This is a genomic window from Chitinophaga sp. YR573, from assembly GCF_900110995.1.
Taxonomy (GTDB): Bacteria; Bacteroidota; Bacteroidia; order Chitinophagales; family Chitinophagaceae; genus Chitinophaga.
In genome coordinates this window covers 162,185-182,261 of record NZ_FOJF01000003.1, presented here as the reverse complement: position 1 = coordinate 182,261, position 20,077 = coordinate 162,185, and the positions used below count along the sequence as shown (strand labels likewise).

Genomic DNA, 20,077 nt, shown 5'->3' with positions numbered 1-20,077 from the left:
CTGTTTCTTCTATTGAAACAGGCGATTTTTTGTATATTACAGTTGTGTCACATGCACACTTAATAAATATTTCCACTATGAAAGGACTGTTATTCCTTCTTTGCATTCTTAGTTGTCGTGTATTTGCTCAGGATATCTCTATCAATTCTCCGGATAACAGGATTACCATTCACATAAATACAGCGGGCGTTTTGGAGTATAGTATCAATAAGGATGCAACTCCGCTGATATCTCCTTCTTCACTGGGTTTTGAGTTTAAGCATGAACCGGCAATGGGGGCAGATATGGCAATACTCGATACGATCACTCGTTTAGTAAACGATACCTGGACACCTGTAGTAAAATCCAAACATGCCAGTATCAATAATAATTATCGTGAGATTGAGATAAGACTAAAAGAAAAAGGTGGTTTAATGCGCCGGATGGATCTCTTTTTCAGGGCTTATAATGATGGTATCGCATTCCGGTATAAACTATACAGAAGCAGGAAAACAGGTAATCGTGAGATTACAAAAGAACTCACTGGTTTCAGGTTTACCAGTAGCACAAAAGCATGGATGGCGGAATATGGGGGTTATTCAACTTCACAGGAAGGATTATTTAATGCACGTCCTCTTGATTCAGTAAACGAGCATACCATTGCAGGTTTACCCATGCTGATAGAACTGAACAAAAGCAGTTACGCAGCCATTACAGAAGCGAATATCAATAATTATCCGGGATTCTATTTAGGTAAATCAATTGGCTTAACGACCAAACTCGCCCCCTTACCGGGTGAACCAGAAGATGGTGTGAAGGTCCGCTTTTCAGATACATTGTTTACTCCCTGGCGCGTGGTAATGCTGGCTGAAAAACCAGGTGACCTGATCGCCTCTGAGATCATTCAGAACCTGAATGAACCCTGTGCGATTGAAGATCCCTCATGGATTAAACCGGGTATGAGCGCCTGGGACCATTGGTGGAGCGGTGAAGTGAAAATGGATATGCCTACTATCAAAAGATATATAGATCTCGCCTCACAAATGGGATGGCCTTATATGCTGATAGACTGGCAATGGTACGGCACTTTTGATAAGCCGGAAGCAGACATCACCAAAACAGCCTCGCAGCTTGATATGTCTGAAATACTGCGATATGCAAAAGAGAAAAATGTACGGTGCTGGGTGTGGCTGTATAATACAGACGTAAACAGTAATAATAATTTTGAAGCAGCCTTTCCTGAATATGAGAAATGGGGGATTGCAGGTGTGAAAATAGATTTTATGGATAGAGATGATCAGGAGATGGTGAACTGGTATCATGATATCATAAAAGCGGCTGCCAAACATCATCTGATGGTAGATTTTCATGGGGCTTATAAACCAGATGGCATCATCCGCACTTATCCTAATATGATCACCCGGGAGGGGGTGATGGGAGAAGAATATTCCAAATTCTCTGATAAAATTACACCCAGGCATAATGTAACATTACCATTTACACGTATGCTGGCGGGTCAAATGGACTATACACCCGGCGGGTTTCTTAATGTAACTCCCAAAGATTTTAAAAAACAGTCGCCTACGCAGGTCATGAATACGCGTTGTGCAGAGTTATCCAAATTTGTGATCTATGAGAGTCCTTTTACTGTCTTCTGTGAAGATCCGGAGCATGTGACCGGACAACCAGGAGCTGACTTTCTGCAACTTGTACCTACTGTATGGGATGATATTAAAGTACTGGATGGTTATCCCGGTGAATATATAGCGTTGGCTAAACGAAGTGGAAATGACTGGTTTATAGGAGCTATGACCAATGAGTCTAAAAGGACATTGACGGTGCAGTTAGATTTTCTGTCTGCCGGGGATTATGAAATGGAGATCTGGCAGGATGCGAAAGATGCCGGAGAACAACCAACACATCTGACAAAGATTACTAAAAAAATAAAGGCGGGGGAAAAGATTAAGATCGATATGAAAGAAGGTGGTGGTTATGTGGCAAGGCTTCGGGCATTATAACTTTTCTAGTTGCCGGAGATAATCATATTGCAGATCTTCATGTTGAGCTGAAATAGCTTTTTCAATTTTCCTGAGTTGCTGCTGATACAGGTTAGATAATGCCAGGCTATCATTCACTTTAATACCAGCTTCTTTTACTTTGGTACAGAAATACAGTAACAGTTCTATTTCAGCCTGTTTAGAGCCTGTATATTTGATCTGTTTATTAGTATTACGAAGTATCTTTCTTAAGTGTTTCTTAATAAAATAAACATGACTTCTACCGGGTTCTGCGGCAAACTCAGTATCTATGTTTTCTTTTACAGCCTCGATATAGCCTTGCAGGTTATGCGATTCAAAAAGCAAATAAGAAAGCAGCTCTTTGTTATCTTTCTTGAATTTAGCCAGTCGCAGGCATAACTCTACCAGTTGGGCAGGAGGCACAGCATTTAATTCTTTCTTTATTTCGGTAAGACCGGCAGCTTTCATCAGGAGTAAAAATCTACCAAAGCACCAAAATAAGCATCGTTCCATCCTTCTACAATATCGTCGTATGCTTCGTCGGGGATATTGGTATGTCTTAGTTCTGCATCAGTTCCTTTTTTGCTGGGATGCAGGATGATGGTTACGATAGATGCTTCTTCCTGTTCTCCGAAATACCATTCCTGCACGATCTTCTTATCGTTTTCAAACTCCAGGTTCATACCGGTGATGCTTTCGCTCCACAGGGAGAATTCAGAGCCTGCTACGTCAGACATCTCTGCAGGTTCGCCTGTCCACAGCTGAATGGTAGCCGGGTTCGTCAATGCTTTGTATATATCTTCAGGTGGTGCAGGAACCACAAAATGTTTCTTATAATCCTTCATACTACTATTGATAAAGCGCAAAATTACCCCAATTTATTGAAATATGGCGCTGCTTCTTCTTTCCATCAACACGGTATCCCTCCAGATACCATTCATTTGCCCTATCCTTTCCCTACGCCCTACCAGCCTGAAACCGTGTTTTTCATGTAAGCGGATACTGGCGATGTTCTCCGGGAAGATCCCGGCCTGTAAGGTCCAGAAATGCTGCTGTTCGCTTTCTTTTATCAATGCCTCCATCAGCAGACTTCCTATCCCCTGCCCCTGGGCATCGGGGTGAATATAGATGCTTACCTCTGCTACACCGGCATATACCGCTCTTGCAGATACCGGGCTGAGGGCTGCCCAGCCCAGGATGTTATCTTTAATTGCAATCAAACGGCAGGTTTTGACATGCCCCCTGTCCCATTCTTCCCATGTAGGGGCTGTTGTCTGGAAGGTAGCGTTGCCCGAGGCAATGCCTTTCTCGTAAATATCTTTGACCTGTGGCCAATCTTTTTCTTCCAGGTTACTTATTCTTACTGAGGTATTCATTGTAGCTTTTCTTTATAAATTCGTAGAGATCATAATCAGTAGCATCTTTCATAAAATCATAGGTAGGATGATATTGCTCCATGAATAAAGAGAGTGTATCTCCATTTAGATTTGTTAGTTTATTTACTATCTCACGAGAGTATTTATAATTCACAAATTCATCATGTTCATAGTTTATTAACTGCTTCTTAAACTTCGACTTCTTGTTATTCTTTTTGATGGAGAGAGCTTTGTACAGTTGATGAATATCTACTGCTGTTATTTTATATACTTCATACCATTTAGGTCGCCGGAAGCCAAAACTCTTCTCATATTCTTCATGAAAACGTATCGAATCTCTTTTGTAATTGCTGCCTGCTATTCTAACCGCCTGCAATTGAATCGACTGCCTTACCATGATATGATTATGGGTTGTTTTCCCGGCAGCCATTACGTAGGCAGATTGCAGATACCCCAATGTTCTGAAAAAAATGGTATCTCCTGTTTTGACAGGAATGGTGTAGTGTCCGGTAGTATCGCTGGTGGTAATTACTCCTGAAGTTTTGTTGGTAATGGATACACCTGTTATTGGGATGCTGTCCTCACCCTTTACTGTACCCTTTAGCAGGTGCTGCCCTAAACTGCTGATTGCAGGCAGGAGATATATAAGGATCAGCAGTAATTTCTTCATGAAGAGAGGTTTTCGGATTCTAAGTTAATAATTTTTATGAGGTGTAATTCCGTCCCTTATTTAAGAATCTCCCCAAACCTTTGATAGACTTGCAATCAGAAAGATCTATTGTACACGTCAACGGAACAATGCTGTCCAGGCCATACACTTACGAAGATTAGCTGGTGTAAATAAATTCACGAAGAAGGATGAATATGCTTTCAATACTAAGAGAATGCCCTATTTTTCATAAATTTGCATTGTGAAGAAGAAAAACATTCAATACCTTGATTTTGAAGTAGATAAACTGACCCGTTCTATCGAAAATGTGGTCACTGGAGATAGTTTTCCCACAGAAATTTCGTATCTTACCAAAAGTGATCTAAAATCGGTAATAAAGAAAAATGGCTGGAGCTTTGACTGGAAAAAGGAATTAAGCCTGGTCGAAAGAGAAGTTTATAAACTGACAATTCAAAATAATTCCAATATTATTCAAGGATTGGTAAGTTTAACAATACAAGAGGATCATGTGTATATGCATCTTATAGAAAGTGCTCCCTTTAACAAGGGTAAAGGCAAAGTTTATTTAGGTGTTCCAGGAAACCTTCTTGCATATGCCTGCCGACTTTCTTTTCAACGTGGTTTTGAAGGATTCGTTTCCTTTCATGCAAAATCAAAATTGATTGATCATTATGTACAGTCACTTGGAGCACACCATTTTGGAGGAAGCCTTATGATTATTAATTCTGAGGCAGCAAAAAAATTAATTGATAAATACTTTAAATCATAAAACAATGGGATTGATAAGAGAGCCTTTAGATGTTGATTTTGTTGTAGATTCTAAGCCTTTAACCCAAAAGGAAAAGGGAGCAATTAGCCAATATATCCGTGAGTATAAAACAAAACAGGCCAAAAAACATGCAAGTAAGACGATGTCTGTTCGCAAAAAGATAAAACAACCAGCTTGATTACTCTATCGGGAAGTTCTGTACATTGTACGTACTAATAATATTTCCTCACAATAATAAGGGCCGTCTCAGTAATACTGAGACGGCCCTTATTATTTTACACTTTTCTATTTTACGCTTTGCAGCCACTCATCAGGGATGGGTTGAATTTTTCCGCCATTAACGCGGTATTCCAGTTTAAGGGTGTAACCACCACCGCCTTCAACGAACTTGATTTCGAAAGGATGTAAGCCTTTCTGCAAGGCAATCTGTCCGCTCTTTTGCAGAGGGGCATGCCAGCCATCGTTGTCAATCACTTTTTCGTTTTCAATGTAGAGGTTAGCACCGTCATCTGCAGTGAGGAAGAAGCTGTAGATAGCTGTAGATGGTACATCTATGTAGCCGGTGATTTTTGCACCGAAAGAATGCCCACCATGACCTAAACTATCAGGCATGATCGCATTATGTACGTGAATAACGCTGTCTGATTTTTCTTTTAATTTGGTAACACTCTTGTATTCGCCATAGTAGTAATCCAATTGTAAGCCTTGCTGTAAACCGGAAACATCCACAGGTTTAAAGTAAGATTGCTTGCGGTAATTTAGTGTATAGATATCACTGCGGTTACCTGAAGCGCTAAACCCTGCCAGCTTAATGCTTACTGTACCTGGAATAATATAATTAGCCGGGAATTCGGTAGAGTGTATGTTAGGTGCAGTACCATCCGTAGTATAACGGATAGTCATATCCGCCATTGGCTTCGCAATGTTTAAGACAGTCTTATCAACGAAGACGTTGTCTTCTGTGAAGCCTTCGAGGTCTGGCATACGATAATGTACATTGAGTCTGTCCAGGCGTTTGTATTGGGTATTGAGACGCTGGAGATAACCGTCGTAATCTGAACGGTGCGTCCACAGCACTTCAGCGAGGGCAGTCATGCGAGGCATGAACATGAAGTCCGCACGTTTTTCGTTAGGGATCCATTCTGTCCAGATGTTGGCCTGGGCACCGATGATGTATTTCGCTTCTTCAGCGTTGAGTACTTTAGGTACTGGTTCGAAATGGTATACGTTGGAGACAGAGTTACGATCAGGGATACCATCGAAGTATAATGGATTACCGGGAGTCATGATCACGAAGTTGCCATTCTTAGCTGCTTTGATGGGAGCATCAGGTACCCAGCTGCGCCAGTACATTAGTACGGCGGTTGGACTGATACCACCTTCCAGGATCTCATCCCAGCCGATCAGCTTTTTGCCTTTGGAGTTGAAGAACTTCTCCATACGTTTTACGAAGTAGCTTTGTAACTCTTCTACTGTTTGCAGGTTGTTCGCTTTCATCACCTCTTCGCAGCCAGGGAAGGTTTTCCAGCTGCTCTTTTCTACTTCATCAGCACCAAGATGGATATATTGAGAAGGGAATAAAGCCGCTATTTCGGTAAATACGTTTTCTGCAAAAGTGAAGGTAGTTTCTTTACAAGGACAGATCGGCGTTGTAAAGAATTTACCCCAGCTTGTGCCACCAGTACAGCTCAGGTAAGGATAAGCATTGATAGCTGCCATCATATGACCCGGCATATCTATCTCAGGAATGATCTCGATATGACGCGCAGCGGCATAAGCAATCACATCTTTCATCTGTACCTGTGTATAAAAGCCGCCGTATAAAGTTTTGCCGTCCCTGTGAATGATATGAGATTTATCCATCTCCATATCAGGATTGGTTTTCGCTTTTTCCATACAGATAGAATCCTGGTTATTGAATTCTCTCCAGGCTCCCTGTTGTGTCAGCAGTGGGTATTTTTTGATTTCAATACGCCAGCCCTGGTCATCAGTAAGATGGAGATGAAGTTTATTCATTTTGTACAATGCCAGCAGGTCTATGAATTTCTTCAGGTATGATACGGAGAAGAAATGCCTGGAAACATCCAGATGCATACCACGCCAGGCGTATACGGGATGATCGGTAATATCTGCTGCAGGAATAGAGATCTTTGTCTGTTTACCGATTTTCACACCCTCAACAGAAGGCGGCATCAGCTGACGGATCGTTTCCACTGCACGGAAAGCACCCGTAGCTGTTTTAGCGGAGATCAGCACCCGGGTAGTACTGATATTCAATTTGTAGTCTTCTTCACCTTCCAGCTGATTATCCTGCTGGAATACAATACTGCCTTTGGCAGCTACTGGTAAAACCTTGCCAATCCCCTGTGTAATCAGCGCCTGTAACTGTACCGCTTCATTACGGAACATAGCCGGTGCTACTAATTTTGTGTTCGCGGTAATTACAAACTCACCCTGTTGCGGTACCAGTTGCTGCGGATATGGAATAATTCCGTAGCGTTCCTGTGCATTGACTGCGGAATGCAGTAATACACAAAGTACCATAGACCATACTGGTTTAAACATAAATTCTCTCTTTATTGCATGATTAGGAAGAAGGCAAAATACCAAGAATATCAACAGCAAACTGATGCCATATTGCTCTTTTATGCAGTTATATTCGCGCTATACTTAATCTTTAGCAGTTCGAAAAACAGGTGTTCTTCGATTTCACGGATATGACCGGGAGCAAGGTCCCCCAGTTCAAGATCTTCAATAGAGGTACGGATCAGGCGCTGACAACGATGCCCGATGGCCATTACCATTTTACGTACCTGGTGGAATTTCCCTTCTGTCAACGTAATTTCAAGCCAGGTATGCGGTAATAACTCTCTGTATGCCTGTGGCCGGTGGAATAGTCCGGCAGGCTTTTCTACAATCGCTGCATGACAAGGGGTAGTGACATAATCCGCCCCGCCAGCGATAACAATCGTGATACCGGTTTGCAATTGTAACAGTTCTTCCGGAGTCACCACACCTTTTACCATCACAAGGTAAGTTCGCTTATGCGGCACCTCTCCCTGGAATAACAACTTTGTCACTTTTTTGTTGGTAGTGAGGATGAGCAATCCCTCAGAATGGTTATCCAGACGGCCGATAGCATGTGTCCCTTCAGGAAAATCGAAATCAAGATCGCCCAGTAGCCGCACTTTATCAGGACTGATAAACTGAGAAACCATCTCAAAAGGTTTGTGTATTACAAAGTACCGGTGTCCCGAATCATTCATCTTGCTAAGATATGACCAAATCTGATCAATATTTATTCTATCATTTATGCTAACTATGAATAATTTACAACCATGAAACAAATACTGATTGCTTTTTTACTGGCAGGGACCTGCGCAAGCGCCCAGCTTAAAAAGGATTATCCTATTCAACCTGTAGCGTTTACTCAAGTACATGTGTCTGATAGTTTCTGGGCGCCTAAAATAAGAGTGAATGCAGATGTGACCATTCCATATACCCTGGAACAATGCCGGAAAACAGGACGCATTGATAACTTTAAAAGGGCGGCACATACCATTCCGGGTGATAAAATGACCGAATATACTTTTGATGATACTGATCTCTATAAAGTGATAGAAGGAGCTTCTTACGGCCTGCAAATGAAGAAGAACCCTGAACTGGAGAAGTACCTGGATACACTGATCGCTATCATTGGTGCGGCACAGGAAAAAGACGGTTATCTGTATACTTTCCGTACCGTTAACTCTTCTACTCCTCATCCCTGGATGGGCAGCAAACGCTGGGAAATGGAAGAAGACCTGAGCCATGAGCTATACAATTCAGGCCATTTATTTGAAGCTGCAGTAGCACATTACCAGGCTACCGGCAAACGTAACCTGCTGGATATCGCTATCAAAAATGCAGATTTACTGGTGAAGACATTCGGATTTGGTAAAGAAGAGAAATTCCCTGGTCATCAGATCGTGGAAACCGGTCTCACTAAAATGTACCGCGTTACCGGCAAAAAGGAATACCTGGACCTGGCAAAGTTCTTCCTCGATGTACGCGGACCGGGCACACCTAATAGCGGAGAATATAATCAGTCGTATAAAAAAGTAACAGATCAGCATGAAGCAGTAGGACATGCCGTTAGGGCTACCTACATGTACACCGGCATGGCCGATGTAGCAGCCCTGACAGGCGACCAGAAATACCTGCATGCCATAGATGATATCTGGGAAGATGTGGTGGATAAAAAGCTATATATCACTGGTGGTATCGGTGCTACCGGTAATGGAGAAGCTTTTGGGAAAGATTATGAACTGCCTAATATGTCTGCTTATGCAGAAACATGCGCTGCAATAGCAAATGTTTACTGGAATAGTAGGATGTTCCTGCTGCATGGAGATGCAAAATATATCGATATCCTGGAACGAACCCTTTATAACGGTCTGCTGTCGGGGGTTTCACTCAGCGGCGACCGCTTTTTCTATCCAAACCCATTAGCGTCTATGGGGCAACACCAGCGTAGTGCATGGTTTGGATGCGCCTGCTGTATATCCAATATGACACGTTTCCTGCCGTCTATGCCTGGCTATATTTATGCGCAGGATAAGAATAACCTGTACGTGAATCTGTTTGTAGGCAGCACTGCCAGCATTCAGTTACCAGCCACTAAGGTTAGCTTAACACAAAAAACAGATTATCCCTGGAATGGAGCGGTAGGCATTACCGTTACGCCAGCAAAAGCAGCCGCCTTTGCGTTGCATATCAGGATACCGGAATGGGCTAAAGGTCAGCCGGTACCGGGAGATCTTTATCATGATCAGGACAGTACTTCTGCACCGGTTGTCATTACATTAAACGGTAAACCGGTAAAGTATGAACTGGTAAAAGGCTATGCTGTATTACAGAGAAACTGGAAAGCCGGAGATAAGATCAATATTAATTTCCCGATGGAAGTACAGAAAGTACTGGCCAACAGCAATGTGAAAGAGGATAAGAACCGCTTTGCACTGGAACGCGGCCCTATCATGTATTGCCTGGAAGGACCTGATAACAAAGATGCTACCGTGCAGAATATTGTAGTAGATAAAAATGCGGCGATCAGCGCCGTGTACAAACCAGGTATGCTGAATGGTGTTACCGTATTGGAAATGCAGGGTGCTTCTGCCAGCAGGCAGTTAAATACCGATGCGCTGATCAATTCTGTACAGACGGTGACGGCTATCCCCTATTATGCCTGGGCTAACCGCGGTGCCAGTGAAATGACCGTATGGATTCCTTATGAGGCTTCTGCCGCCAGGCCAAAACCTGCGCCCAGCATTGCGTCTAAAGCCACAATTACCGCTTCTGTACCTAATAAGCGGATGTACATGGCACTGAACGATCAGTACGAGCCGGTAGATTCAAAAGATAACAGCGCCCTTTATATGCATTGGTGGCCTAAGAAGAATTCACTGGAATGGGTACAGTACACTTTCGATCAGGAGTATACCGTCTCTTCTTCACAGGTATACTGGTATGATGATGGTCCGTTTGGCGGATGCAGAGTACCTCTTAGCTGGAGGATTCTTTATAAGAAAGGTGATGAGTGGGTACCTGTTGTAAATACTACTCCTTACGAAATAGCAAAAGATAAATACAATTCTGTGCAGTTTGAACCGGTGAAAACAACCGCTTTAAAACTGGAAATACAACTGCCTGTAGAAAATGCTTCGGGTATTCATGAATGGATTGTGAAGTAATACTAAAAAATTTAGTTTACTTTGTAGCCACATGTCACTTTTCATCACATCATTGAATTCGGGAAGCAACGGAAATTGCTATTATATCGGGAATGACAGGGAAGCTATCCTTGTTGATGCCGGCATTTCCTGCAAGGAAACGGAGAAGCGCATGCGTCGCCTGGGATTGAGTATGGATAAGATAAAGGCGATCTTTATCTCTCATGAACATACGGACCATATCAAAGGTGTACAGGTGATATCCAAGAAATACCAGTTACCCGTTTATATTACTAATGATACTTTACTGAATGGCGGACTTACCCTGAATGAACAACAAGTGTTGTCCTTTCAGGCGTATGTCCCTGTTCAGATAGGAGATATTTCAGTGACGGCCTTCCCTAAATTTCATGATGCCGCAGAGCCTCATAGTTTTATAGTGGCCTGTAATGAAATAAGGATCGGGGTATTTACAGATATAGGAGCACCCTGCGAACATCTCATCAAACATTTTCAGCAATGCCATGCTGCTTTTTTAGAAGCGAATTATGATGAACAGATGCTGGAACAGGGGCGTTATCCTTATTACCTGAAAAAGCGTATCCGTGGCGGGCATGGCCACTTATCCAATACACAGGCGCTGGAATTGTTCAAGACGCATAAGCCTGCTTATATGAGTCATCTGCTATTATCTCATCTCTCTAAGGATAATAATAACCCCGAACTGGTACTGAATCTGTTTAATCAGCATGCCGGCGATACCAAAATCATTGTTGCTTCCAGGCATGAGGAAACGGAAGTGTATTATATCAGTCAGGCCACTCCCCCGGTAGTAAACATCAAACCGCTGCAATTATCTATGTTTAACTAAGATCATCTCTTATTCTGATCACCATCATATTTCGGTATTCATTTACTGCATAATTTTGCACTATGTTCAATGCAAATTATATCTCAGCAGCAGAAGCCGTGAAATGCGTGGAATCCGGCAACCGGGTATTTATCCATGGTAGCGCAGCTACTCCACAATACCTGTTACAGGAACTCCAGCACAGACACGCAGAGTTACATGATGTGGAATTGGTGAGTATTACTACGCTTGGAAATGTTGATTTTGATAACCCGCTTTACCGCAAAAGTTTCTTTGTAAATTCTTTATTTGTCTCAGCAGCTACACGTTCAGTGGCTAATAGTCATGATGGCGATTATGTGCCTATATTTCTGAGTCAGATCCCTCAGTTATTCAGGAAAAAAATATTACCGGTAGATGTAGCGCTGGTGTCGGTATCTCCACCTGATGAACATGGTTACTGTTCACTTGGCACATCTGTGGATATTGCCCGGGCTGCTGTAGAAATGGCTAAATATGTGGTGGCGCAGGTGAACCCGTTAATGCCCAGGACGCATGGAGAAGGGTTTATACATATGTCTAAGTTTCATGCTGCGGTGTGGCAATCCGCAACTTTACCGGAATTAGACTATTCCCAGAGTACGGAGGTAACGGCTCAGATAGGCCGGAATGTGGCTTCCCTGGTGGAAGACGGGGCTACTTTGCAGTTGGGTATAGGGAGTATTCCTGATCAGGTATTAAGGAATTTAGGTCATCTTAAAAACCTTGGATTACATACAGAGATGTTGTCTGATGGGGTAATTCCTTTGATAGAAAGTGGAGTGATCAATAATACGCAGAAGAAACTGAATACAGGGAGATCTGTAACTGCTTTTATGGCGGGAACGCGTAAGCTATATGATTTTGTGCATGATAATCCGGCTATAAGGGTGATGGATATCGGTTATGTGAATGATACAAGTATAATTCGTCAGAATCCCAGGGCTACGGCTATTAACAGTGCGATTGAAATAGACCTTACCGGACAGGTATGCGCTGATTCTATTGGTACTTATCAGTACTCTGGTATAGGCGGACAAATGGACTTTATGCGGGGTGCGTCTTTGTCTGATGGTGGGATGCCTATCATTGCTCTGCCTTCAGTGACTAACAAAGGGATTTCCCGGATTGTGCCTTTTCTGAAAGAAGGCGCTGGTGTAGTCACTACCCGTGGGCATGTACACTGGGTGATTACTGAATACGGTATTACCAACCTGTTTGGCAAAAGCCTGAAACAGCGGGGAAAGGCGTTAATAGAAATAGCCCATCCTGATCATAGGGAGCAACTGGAAAAGGCATTCTTTGAACGGTATCGTTAATTATCAGCGTGCATGATGCGCTTACGGTGTTTCAGTCCCCATTTGGCTAATTCTCCTATAATATCTTCCAGGGTTTTACCATAAGGGGTGAGTTCGTATTCTACAGTTACCGGTTTGGTATCGTATACCGTTCTCTTCACCAACTCATTCATTTCCAGATCTCTGAGTTCTTTGGAGAGCATTTTAGAGCCAACGCCTTCTACTTCACGTTGCAGCTCCATAAAACGTCTTTTACCAAAGCTCAGCGAGCCAATAATGGCTATTTTCCATTTACCGTTAAGCAGGTCCAGGGTATCATGAATGGCTCTCAGCTGGCCTACACAGGCTTCTGTCATTTCTCTCGCTTCTATTTTCTTACTCATAACATCTAAGTTAGTATCCTCAAAGAAAGCACTTTCATGTTGGAAAGCACTTCCAAAAGTAAAGTATGTTACCGAAATTTGCAATTATGAAAATGAAAGTAGAAATCTGGTCGGATGTTATGTGTCCGTTCTGTTATATAGGTAAGCGTAAATTTGAGGCTGCCATGAGTAAATTTACTGATGCCGCCGGTATAGAACTGGAATGGCGCAGTTTTCAGCTGGACCCGACTATTGAATCCGGGCATGGTAAAGATCTGTATCAGTATTTATCTGAAAGAAAAGGTATCCCTTACGAACAGGCAGTGCAGATGAATGCTCAGGTGGCAACAATGGCAGCAGCTGCGGGGATTACGTTTAATCCGGCTAATGCAGTAGTGGCCAATTCCTTTGATGCACACAGACTGATTCATCTTGCCAAGAAGAACAACCTGGGAGATGAAGCAGAAGAGCGTTTATTCAAATCCTATTTTACGGAAAGTAAGGATTTCGGGGATCATGCGGTGCTGGCGCAATTGGGTAAGGAGATTGGTTTAGATGAGGCAAGTGTACAGGAAACCCTGGCCAGCGATACCTATGCGAAAGAAGTGAATGCTGATATTAATGAAGCACAGGCGTTGGGTATCAGAGGAGTTCCCTTCTTTGTATTTGACCGTAAATATGCTGTTTCAGGAGCGCAGGCATCTGAAATATTCCTGGATGTACTGAATAAGTCTTTTGCTGAATGGCGTAAGGAAAATCCTGCGGCAGCATTTGAAACAATAGAAGGAGAAGTTTGTACTCCGGATGGAGAATGTAAATAAGATATCAGGGGTTGCTGGCTTTTAGTAACCCCTGTTAACTAACTTCAGCATATACACTGCGCGACTTTTTAATCACCTTCATATTAGCATTTGCCCATTCAGCCAGGGCATTCAGCAACGGTACCAGCGTTACACCTGTATCGGTTAAAGTATACTCTACCCTTGGCGGTATTTCCTGGTACATCCTACGGGATACTAACCCGTCTTCCTGTAGTTTTTTCAACGTTACTGTCAGCATCTTCTGAGAGATATCTCCAATGGTTTCATGCAGCTGGTTAAAACGCATGGTCCCTTCCTCTCCCAGGGTCGTGATCACCAGTACAGCCCATTTATCACCGATACGGTCCAGCACACTTCTTACCGGGCAATTAGGATCTCTGTTACGATTTTTCAAATTATTTTCCATGTTAATCAGTTGATGTTCAGTATTACTTACCCCAAGGTAATTGGCAAACCTCAGAGTACCTTATTGTTTGATATTCAACAACTTAATACCTTTGACTTACCAAAGGTAACTTACTACCGTCGGGTACGTAAAGATACTATATATAGTCACTAAATAAACAATTTTTATGATTCTTGTAACAGGGGCTACCGGCCATTTAGGAAAACTTACCATCGATTTCCTGCTGAAAAAACAATCCTCAGATACTATTGCTGCTTTAGTAAGAGATACTGCCAAAGCAACAGATCTTACTGTACAACTCCGTAAGGGTGATTATGCCGATTACCCTGCCCTGGTGGAAGCATTTAAAGGTGTGGATACATTGGTACTGGTATCCTCAGGTACCCTGGAAGGCAGAGTACAACAGCATAATAATGCTATTAATGCAGCCAAAGAAAGTGGTGTAAAACATATCATTTACACCAGTATGCTGCGCACTTCTCTTACATCCAAATTTACTGCCGGTATTGATCATTTTCATACAGAAGCTTCCCTGAAAAATTCAGGTATTTCTTACACAGTATTACGCAACACCTTCTATGCAGATGTAATTACCATGCTGGCTGGCGACGCACTTACAAGCGGTAACTGGTACTATGCAGGTGGTACTGCCAAAGCTAACTTTGCTTCCCGTAAAGAGATGGCAGAAGCCCTGGCGAATGTAGCTGCTGATCCATCCGCACACAAGAATAAGATATATGAGATCACATCAGGCAAAACTTATTCATTACCTGAAGTAGCTGGTATCATCAGCAAGATCACCGGAAAGACTCTTAACTATACGCCTGTATCTCTGGATGACCAGACAGCTGCACTGAAACAGGCTGGTTTACCAGAATTCGTTATAGGATTGCTGAACAGTATTGCAGAAACAATTTCCAGCGGGGAACTGGACTTTGCAGATCCTGCTCTGGAGAATCTGTTACACAGAAAACCACTGGATCTGGAAGCAGCGCTGAGAGAGATATTGAAATAATGTAAAGAGGGTGTATAAAGCTACACCCTCTTTCTCTAATACTTGGTTTTTGATTTATCTCCTTTTTCTGATCACCCAGATGAGAATACCTGCCAACGTTAACAGGGATGGCAATATCCAGATGAACCAGAGCTTCAGCCAGGAAAGTTCGTTTAATGTAAGATTCACATGATCATCCGGCAGGCCGGGCCTGCTGACGTCGATAGGTACTTCTCCATTGGAAAGCCAGAAAAATGCGCCATTGATCAGACCAAAATTCATTGAATTAATGCCTTTCAACTGAGCATTCAATGCGGCCTTGCTGATACAATCTGCATCACCGGAGATGATTATCTTTTGTTCTTTACCGCCTGTTTTCCTGGTAAGTGCAAGAATGACAGGGAACGATTTCTCCTGCTCACCACTGCTTACGTCCAGCACAGGTTTATCATCATTGAAGTTGGTTGTCTGCAACTCATTCCAGCTACCTGTACTGTCTGATACAAATAAAGGTGTCACATGATATCCCTTAGTAGTATCATAACTTAATCCGGTTGTACCGGGCATCAACACAAGCCCTTTATATAATTCAAACTCCTTAAACATATCTGACATGCCCAACGCCGCTGCAGTTGGTCTTACTGCAATAATATCAGGAGAATTACTTTCACTTGGTTTAACCAGCTCTCCCGGCATAAACTGCACACCAAACTGTGCGACCAGCGGGTTCATGAATTCCTGCCGCCCTGGTTCTCCCAGGATGAACAGGTTACCACCTTTAGTTATATAATAATTCAGTTTTTCAGTTTCAGCAGCAGATAATCCTTTCTTCATTTCTGCAATCACCAGTGTATTGATATCGTTAGGAATGTCTTTGTCTGCATCAATATCCTGTACATCAAATCCCTGGTTGATCAATGCCTGTCGATAAGATACATTTTTAGCCATTTCATAATACTGCCTGTCATTCTCCTTATCAATACTACGTTCATCATGACCAGTAAGAAATCCCACTTTCGGTAATTCCATTACCAGTCGTTTCAATGCTGCTGTGATCTCTCTTTCCGAAGGTGTTACTGAGATGTCATTGTAGATCCTAAGGAATGTTTTCTGACCGCTATCACGCTGTATCTGTCTTACAAAATGATAATGTTCCGGTTCAAGATCGATCTGTTTTTTTATTTCATCAGGGGATAAAAATAATTTTGGGTCCAGGTTAAGTATCATACAAATTCTTTCCATTGCATCTTTACCATATCCGTTTACGCCTTCCATAGCAGAAGAAGGGTTATCAGATTGATGATAATAATACACATACTTCATTTTTATTTCCGGCTTGAACCATGTGTATTGCAGAAAGTTTTGCCTATCTATGTTCACAGCTTCCGGTGTTCCCCTATAGTATTCCTTATCAAACAGATTTACGTAAGTAGTAATAGTAAGGCCTCCCTTTAACCGTTCAACGATATGCTGACTGTTAGGCGTAAGTGTATTCATCTTTGTGCGGGTAGCATCATAATAGCCTTTGAGTACTGGTCTGGAGGATAAATATCCCAGTAGCATAGCAACAATGAATACGGTCAGAAACCGCACTCCATTCAAGGTAAAAGATTTATTGTTTTTAGTAGCGTTTAGTTTCAGTACACTAAATACCAGGAACAGGGATATTACAATTACAAAATATAGGATATCCTCACTGCTGATCAAACCAAACATGAATAATCTTGAGCGGCTGCTGATAGATAACCAGTAAGTGATATCTCTTAAAAAGTCGATATTCTGCCCTGCGAAACCTACATATTTTAATACCCCTAACAACGCCAGTGTACCCATTGCAGCCACTACCTGGTAAGAGGTAAGACTGGACATAAATAAGCCAATGGCGGCATACGCGCATATCAGTAAATAGATACCTAACAGTGCAACAAGCAGCACAGGTATATCCGCCTGTTTAATAACGGCAACACCGAAAATTGCATAGACTACCAGTATACCTATCAACAAAAATCCATAGATCGTCATGGCCAGAAATTTGCCCAGAATGATCTGTGTATTAGTGATGGGTGAAGAATAGAGTAATTTAATTGAACCTGTACCCAGTTCCCTGCTGATAAGCCCCATGGTTAAAAGAGGCATGTATGCATACAGGTAATCCAGCATGCCTTCGAAGTTGAACATCCATAAAGTAAGCCCTGTAAAATGTGACCCAAGCATTTGGTTTTTTAATACCTGGTCTACGGAGTTAGTGAACACAAAAGCCGTCTGCACTGCAAATATAACCAGTATAAGCCAGGCTATAGGTGAATAAAAAAGCGTTTGTAATTCCGTTCTGGCGATCTTGAATATCTTCTTCATTTATTAGGTTTGTTTTTTGATAATTTAGCAAATACAGCATCCATAGAACTCTTCTCTGCCTGTATTTCTATCAGATCCCACTCACGCTGTACACTTAATGCCACTATTTTCTTAATGATATCAACGGAATCAGCATATTTAATCCTGAACAGGGTTGGGCTTAATTTTTCCAGGCTGGAAACACCTTCTATAGCAAGCAGCTCATTGTCAGCAGGTGGGTGTTGTAATTCCATCAGGAAGGTATCCGGTACTATATAATTGTTGAATTCCTTTAGTGTTCCGGAGAATACCATATTCCCATGCTCAATCATTTTTATCTGATCACAGGTAGCCTGTACTTCTGATAAAATGTGAGTGGAGAGCAACACGGCATGGTCTTCTGCAATCTCTTTAATGAGATGCCTTATTTCCAGGATCTGATTGGGATCAAGACCATTTGTAGGCTCATCCAGCACAATGAATTCAGGAGAATGTACAATGGCCTGTGCTATGCCGACCCTTTGCTGGTACCCCCCGGATAAATTACGGATCAGCCTTTTGCTATAGTGGGTAATACCACATTTTGCTTTGGCACGGTCTACTGCTTTGCGAATATCAGCAGCGCTGACAGACCTTAATCCGGCACAATAATGCAGGTATTCATCTACAGTAAGATCCGGATGTAATGGTGGTTTCTGCGGCAGAAATCCCAGGTTCTTCTTAGCGGCAGTAGGATTATCGCGAAGGTTAATGCCATTGATGAATACATCCCCTGATGTCTGGCTTAACACACCACAAATAATATTCATGGTGGTAGACTTGCCTGCTCCGTTTGATCCAAGTAATCCAAGAATACCTCTCTGACTGATTTCAAAGCTGATATCTTTTATAGCCCATTGTGTTCCTCCATACTGATGAGAGAGCCTGTCAACTTTTACTATTTCCTTATTCATGTTATACTATTTTAAAAGGCACAAAAGCATTGCTTACACCGGTAAAATACCGGTGTAAGCAATACAAAATGAATATGTTATGGAGTCTGTATTATACTACCATTGGATGCTGCAATAATATAAGCAGGTACCTGAAGTGTATACCGGCTATCATTGGCGGGTAATGTATAAGTTTGCCCGAGTAATGTGTGAGTGATCGTTACTGCAAAACGGGCATCTGTGTTCAGTCTTCTCAGGTCTGTCCATCTCAATCCTCTTCCCGGCAGTTCTTTTCTTCTTTCTGCGATGATCTTCACTAATGCATCATCTGCACTACTCGCTGTATAGGGAATGAAAGTGCCCTCTTTCCAGCGTTTAACCAGCAGGGTGTTCAAATCTGCCATGGCGGATGCAGGATCATCTGTACGGGCATATGCCTCAGCGCGCATCAGGTACAATTCGTCTACAGCCACCCCCATGAACCTACGACCTGCATCACCGGAATAATCCCCTACGAAGAGGAGTCCGTAGAAGAAGCTGTTATTATAAAACATTGATTTACGCAGGTCATTATCAGCGTAAGAATCATAGAGGTCCTGACTGGCATTCCAGAAACCGAAAGTTCCACCTACTTCCCCGCTCTGGTCCATACAATAGTAAAGTATCTCACTGTGGAAATTAGGTACTTCATAAAATTTAGTCACCCCTAATGTTGAATAATCGAGTAAGGAAGAGTAGAGATTCAAAGTAGAATCTGTATACCTGATCACATTGGTATAATCCCCCATCGTCAGGTAAGTGCGTGCCAGCAAAGCAAAGGCTGCTGCTTTGGAAGGGCGTACCTTACTTACCTGTGTGTTCTGTGAAGAGGTATTGGGCAAAAGCTCTGCGGCAGCCGTCAGGTCACTGATGATCTGTTTGTAAGTCTGGTCCACAGTAGATCGTACAGAAGCTACATCAGCATCAGAAGACAAACGTAATACGATCCCCTGGTCTTTAGTTGCAGATGCACTATTGTAAGGCTGTGCCCAGAACTGGGCCAGGTTATAAAACATTTGCCCTCTCAGGAACAAGGCAGATCCTTTTACGTTGTTCCAGGCAGCCTGATTGTTATTGTCCGGTGTAATAACCCCAATTCCTTCCAATGCAACATTTGCGGTGAGGACGGTTTTATACTGCACTTCCCATTCATTCAACTTGCTTAAAGGACTGAACAGATTTTTATCCCAGGCATAAAGTTTCGCTATAAAAGGAACAGAAGAGAAAAAGTTATTGTAACTATTATCAGTAAGATAAATGTCATCCGACATATAATCTCCCAGCGACCTGTAAGAAAACAGACCTGCAGTATTGTTGGTTGTACCGCTGGATAATCCGTCGAGCAATTGCTGATAATCATCTACGGTAGAAGGAACTGTTAAATGAATATCTGTTTTCTGGTCCAGTGCATCTTTCTTACAGGCGGAGAAAGTAAGCGCTCCCACAGAGAGTATGTATATTATATTATTAAGTTTCATA

General features: G+C 42.4%; 19 protein-coding genes. 8 read left to right on the top strand and 11 right to left on the bottom strand.

Features of this window, described 5'->3' with window-relative positions; translation table 11 throughout:
• Positions 1 to 77 precede the first annotated feature (77 nt).
• The gene (locus BMW86_RS33075) at positions 78 to 1,997 is read left to right on the top strand and encodes a glycoside hydrolase family 97 protein (RefSeq protein ID WP_218149239.1); all 1,920 of its coding nucleotides are present in this window, start codon (positions 78 to 80) and stop codon (positions 1,995 to 1,997) included.
• On the opposite strand, the gene BMW86_RS27210 is transcribed toward BMW86_RS33075, so the two are convergent.
• From BMW86_RS27210 to BMW86_RS27195, 4 genes are read right to left on the bottom strand one after another with little or no spacing between them, the layout of a single operon-like run.
• Positions 1,992 to 2,465, bottom strand: coding sequence for a hypothetical protein (locus BMW86_RS27210; RefSeq protein WP_089786146.1), 474 nt, complete (start codon positions 2,463 to 2,465; stop codon positions 1,992 to 1,994). The two genes, BMW86_RS33075 and BMW86_RS27210, sit on opposite strands and share 6 nt — an antisense overlap.
• Complete coding sequence (locus BMW86_RS27205) at positions 2,465 to 2,842, bottom strand: SRPBCC domain-containing protein (RefSeq protein WP_089786143.1); 378 nt, start codon at positions 2,840 to 2,842, stop codon at positions 2,465 to 2,467. The genes BMW86_RS27210 and BMW86_RS27205 overlap by 1 nt, the downstream gene beginning before the upstream one ends.
• 33 nt (positions 2,843 to 2,875) lie before the next feature.
• Positions 2,876 to 3,373: a GNAT family N-acetyltransferase gene (locus BMW86_RS27200; RefSeq protein WP_089786140.1), complete on the bottom strand. Its 498-nt coding sequence runs from the start codon at positions 3,371 to 3,373 to the stop codon at positions 2,876 to 2,878.
• Complete coding sequence (locus BMW86_RS27195; protein ID WP_089786137.1) at positions 3,348 to 4,043, bottom strand: carboxypeptidase-like regulatory domain-containing protein; 696 nt, start codon at positions 4,041 to 4,043, stop codon at positions 3,348 to 3,350. Before BMW86_RS27195 ends, BMW86_RS27200 begins: the two co-directional genes overlap by 26 nt.
• Before the next feature lie 241 nt (positions 4,044 to 4,284).
• Between BMW86_RS27195 and BMW86_RS27190 the strand changes: the two genes are divergently transcribed.
• Both BMW86_RS27190 and BMW86_RS32905 read left to right on the top strand, forming a co-directional pair.
• The gene (locus BMW86_RS27190) at positions 4,285 to 4,812 is read left to right on the top strand and encodes a hypothetical protein (RefSeq protein ID WP_089786135.1); all 528 of its coding nucleotides are present in this window, start codon (positions 4,285 to 4,287) and stop codon (positions 4,810 to 4,812) included.
• Positions 4,813 to 4,816: 4 nt separating this feature from the next.
• Positions 4,817 to 4,990 (top strand): hypothetical protein, encoded by a 174-nt coding sequence (locus BMW86_RS32905; RefSeq protein WP_177189413.1) that lies wholly within the window; start codon positions 4,817 to 4,819, stop codon positions 4,988 to 4,990.
• Positions 4,991 to 5,097: 107 nt separating this feature from the next.
• On the opposite strand, the gene BMW86_RS27180 is transcribed toward BMW86_RS32905, so the two are convergent.
• Positions 5,098 to 7,377 carry a family 20 glycosylhydrolase gene (locus BMW86_RS27180; RefSeq protein ID WP_089786131.1) on the bottom strand — a complete coding sequence of 760 codons (2,280 nt, stop codon included), beginning with the start codon at positions 7,375 to 7,377 and terminating at the stop codon, positions 5,098 to 5,100.
• Between the two features lie 80 nt (positions 7,378 to 7,457).
• A complete protein-coding gene (locus tag BMW86_RS27175) occupies positions 7,458 to 8,078 on the bottom strand; it encodes a pseudouridine synthase (RefSeq protein WP_089786129.1) in 621 nt (206 codons plus the stop codon).
• Positions 8,079 to 8,150: 72 nt separating this feature from the next.
• Here BMW86_RS27175 and BMW86_RS27170 point away from each other — a divergent pair, with 72 nt between their 5' ends.
• From BMW86_RS27170 to BMW86_RS27160, 3 genes are all read left to right on the top strand, one after another.
• Positions 8,151 to 10,544, top strand: coding sequence for a glycoside hydrolase family 127 protein (locus tag BMW86_RS27170; RefSeq protein ID WP_089786127.1), 2,394 nt, complete (start codon positions 8,151 to 8,153; stop codon positions 10,542 to 10,544).
• Positions 10,545 to 10,575: 31 nt separating this feature from the next.
• Entirely contained in the window at positions 10,576 to 11,394 is an 819-nt protein-coding gene (locus BMW86_RS27165; protein ID WP_089786125.1) for an MBL fold metallo-hydrolase, read from the top strand.
• Between the two features lie 62 nt (positions 11,395 to 11,456).
• A complete protein-coding gene (locus BMW86_RS27160; RefSeq protein ID WP_089786123.1) occupies positions 11,457 to 12,731 on the top strand; it encodes an acetyl-CoA hydrolase/transferase family protein in 1,275 nt (424 codons plus the stop codon).
• Here the strand turns inward: BMW86_RS27160 and BMW86_RS27155 are convergent.
• A complete protein-coding gene (locus BMW86_RS27155) occupies positions 12,728 to 13,093 on the bottom strand; it encodes a winged helix-turn-helix transcriptional regulator (RefSeq protein WP_089788162.1) in 366 nt (121 codons plus the stop codon). The two genes, BMW86_RS27160 and BMW86_RS27155, sit on opposite strands and share 4 nt — an antisense overlap.
• Before the next feature lie 86 nt (positions 13,094 to 13,179).
• On the opposite strand from BMW86_RS27155, the gene BMW86_RS27150 reads away from it, so the two are divergent.
• Complete coding sequence (locus BMW86_RS27150) at positions 13,180 to 13,893, top strand: DsbA family oxidoreductase (protein ID WP_255373023.1); 714 nt, start codon at positions 13,180 to 13,182, stop codon at positions 13,891 to 13,893.
• Positions 13,894 to 13,927: 34 nt separating this feature from the next.
• On the opposite strand, the gene BMW86_RS27145 is transcribed toward BMW86_RS27150, so the two are convergent.
• On the bottom strand, positions 13,928 to 14,299 hold the full coding sequence (locus tag BMW86_RS27145; protein ID WP_218149238.1) for a winged helix-turn-helix transcriptional regulator: 372 nt from the start codon (positions 14,297 to 14,299) through the stop codon (positions 13,928 to 13,930).
• A 166-nt stretch (positions 14,300 to 14,465) separates the two neighbouring features.
• On the opposite strand from BMW86_RS27145, the gene BMW86_RS27140 reads away from it, so the two are divergent.
• Positions 14,466 to 15,314: an SDR family oxidoreductase gene (locus tag BMW86_RS27140; protein ID WP_089786121.1), complete on the top strand. Its 849-nt coding sequence runs from the start codon at positions 14,466 to 14,468 to the stop codon at positions 15,312 to 15,314.
• Between the two features lie 54 nt (positions 15,315 to 15,368).
• Here the strand turns inward: BMW86_RS27140 and BMW86_RS27135 are convergent, their stop codons facing one another.
• The 3 genes from BMW86_RS27135 to BMW86_RS27125 form a co-directional block, all read right to left on the bottom strand.
• Positions 15,369 to 17,648 carry a Gldg family protein gene (locus tag BMW86_RS27135; RefSeq protein ID WP_089786119.1) on the bottom strand — a complete coding sequence of 760 codons (2,280 nt, stop codon included), beginning with the start codon at positions 17,646 to 17,648 and terminating at the stop codon, positions 15,369 to 15,371.
• Positions 17,645 to 18,580: an ABC transporter ATP-binding protein gene (locus BMW86_RS27130; protein ID WP_089786117.1), complete on the bottom strand. Its 936-nt coding sequence runs from the start codon at positions 18,578 to 18,580 to the stop codon at positions 17,645 to 17,647. The genes BMW86_RS27135 and BMW86_RS27130 overlap by 4 nt, the downstream gene beginning before the upstream one ends.
• A gap of 77 nt (positions 18,581 to 18,657) precedes the next feature.
• The gene (locus BMW86_RS27125; RefSeq protein ID WP_089786115.1) at positions 18,658 to 20,076 is read right to left on the bottom strand and encodes a RagB/SusD family nutrient uptake outer membrane protein; all 1,419 of its coding nucleotides are present in this window, start codon (positions 20,074 to 20,076) and stop codon (positions 18,658 to 18,660) included.
• Between the last annotated feature and the right edge of the window lies 1 nt (position 20,077).

Coding starts and splice junctions, on each gene's coding strand:
- BMW86_RS27125 (WP_089786115.1), bottom strand. CDS start 20,076: ATGAAACTTAATAATATAATATACATACTCTCTGTGGGAGCGCTTACT.
- BMW86_RS27200 (WP_089786140.1), bottom strand. CDS start 3,373: ATGAATACCTCAGTAAGAATAAGTAACCTGGAAGAAAAAGATTGGCCA.
- BMW86_RS27140 (WP_089786121.1), top strand. CDS start 14,466: ATGATTCTTGTAACAGGGGCTACCGGCCATTTAGGAAAACTTACCATC.
- BMW86_RS27165 (WP_089786125.1), top strand. CDS start 10,576: ATGTCACTTTTCATCACATCATTGAATTCGGGAAGCAACGGAAATTGC.
- BMW86_RS27135 (WP_089786119.1), bottom strand. CDS start 17,648: ATGAAGAAGATATTCAAGATCGCCAGAACGGAATTACAAACGCTTTTT.
- BMW86_RS33075 (WP_218149239.1), top strand. CDS start 78: ATGAAAGGACTGTTATTCCTTCTTTGCATTCTTAGTTGTCGTGTATTT.
- BMW86_RS27130 (WP_089786117.1), bottom strand. CDS start 18,580: ATGAATAAGGAAATAGTAAAAGTTGACAGGCTCTCTCATCAGTATGGA.
- BMW86_RS27210 (WP_089786146.1), bottom strand. CDS start 2,465: ATGAAAGCTGCCGGTCTTACCGAAATAAAGAAAGAATTAAATGCTGTG.
- BMW86_RS27205 (WP_089786143.1), bottom strand. CDS start 2,842: ATGAAGGATTATAAGAAACATTTTGTGGTTCCTGCACCACCTGAAGAT.
- BMW86_RS27170 (WP_089786127.1), top strand. CDS start 8,151: ATGAAACAAATACTGATTGCTTTTTTACTGGCAGGGACCTGCGCAAGC.
- BMW86_RS27195 (WP_089786137.1), bottom strand. CDS start 4,043: ATGAAGAAATTACTGCTGATCCTTATATATCTCCTGCCTGCAATCAGC.
- BMW86_RS27160 (WP_089786123.1), top strand. CDS start 11,457: ATGTTCAATGCAAATTATATCTCAGCAGCAGAAGCCGTGAAATGCGTG.
- BMW86_RS27180 (WP_089786131.1), bottom strand. CDS start 7,377: ATGTTTAAACCAGTATGGTCTATGGTACTTTGTGTATTACTGCATTCC.
- BMW86_RS27150 (WP_255373023.1), top strand. CDS start 13,180: ATGAAAATGAAAGTAGAAATCTGGTCGGATGTTATGTGTCCGTTCTGT.
- BMW86_RS27145 (WP_218149238.1), bottom strand. CDS start 14,299: ATGGAAAATAATTTGAAAAATCGTAACAGAGATCCTAATTGCCCGGTA.
- BMW86_RS27155 (WP_089788162.1), bottom strand. CDS start 13,093: ATGAGTAAGAAAATAGAAGCGAGAGAAATGACAGAAGCCTGTGTAGGC.
- BMW86_RS32905 (WP_177189413.1), top strand. CDS start 4,817: ATGGGATTGATAAGAGAGCCTTTAGATGTTGATTTTGTTGTAGATTCT.
- BMW86_RS27175 (WP_089786129.1), bottom strand. CDS start 8,078: ATGAATGATTCGGGACACCGGTACTTTGTAATACACAAACCTTTTGAG.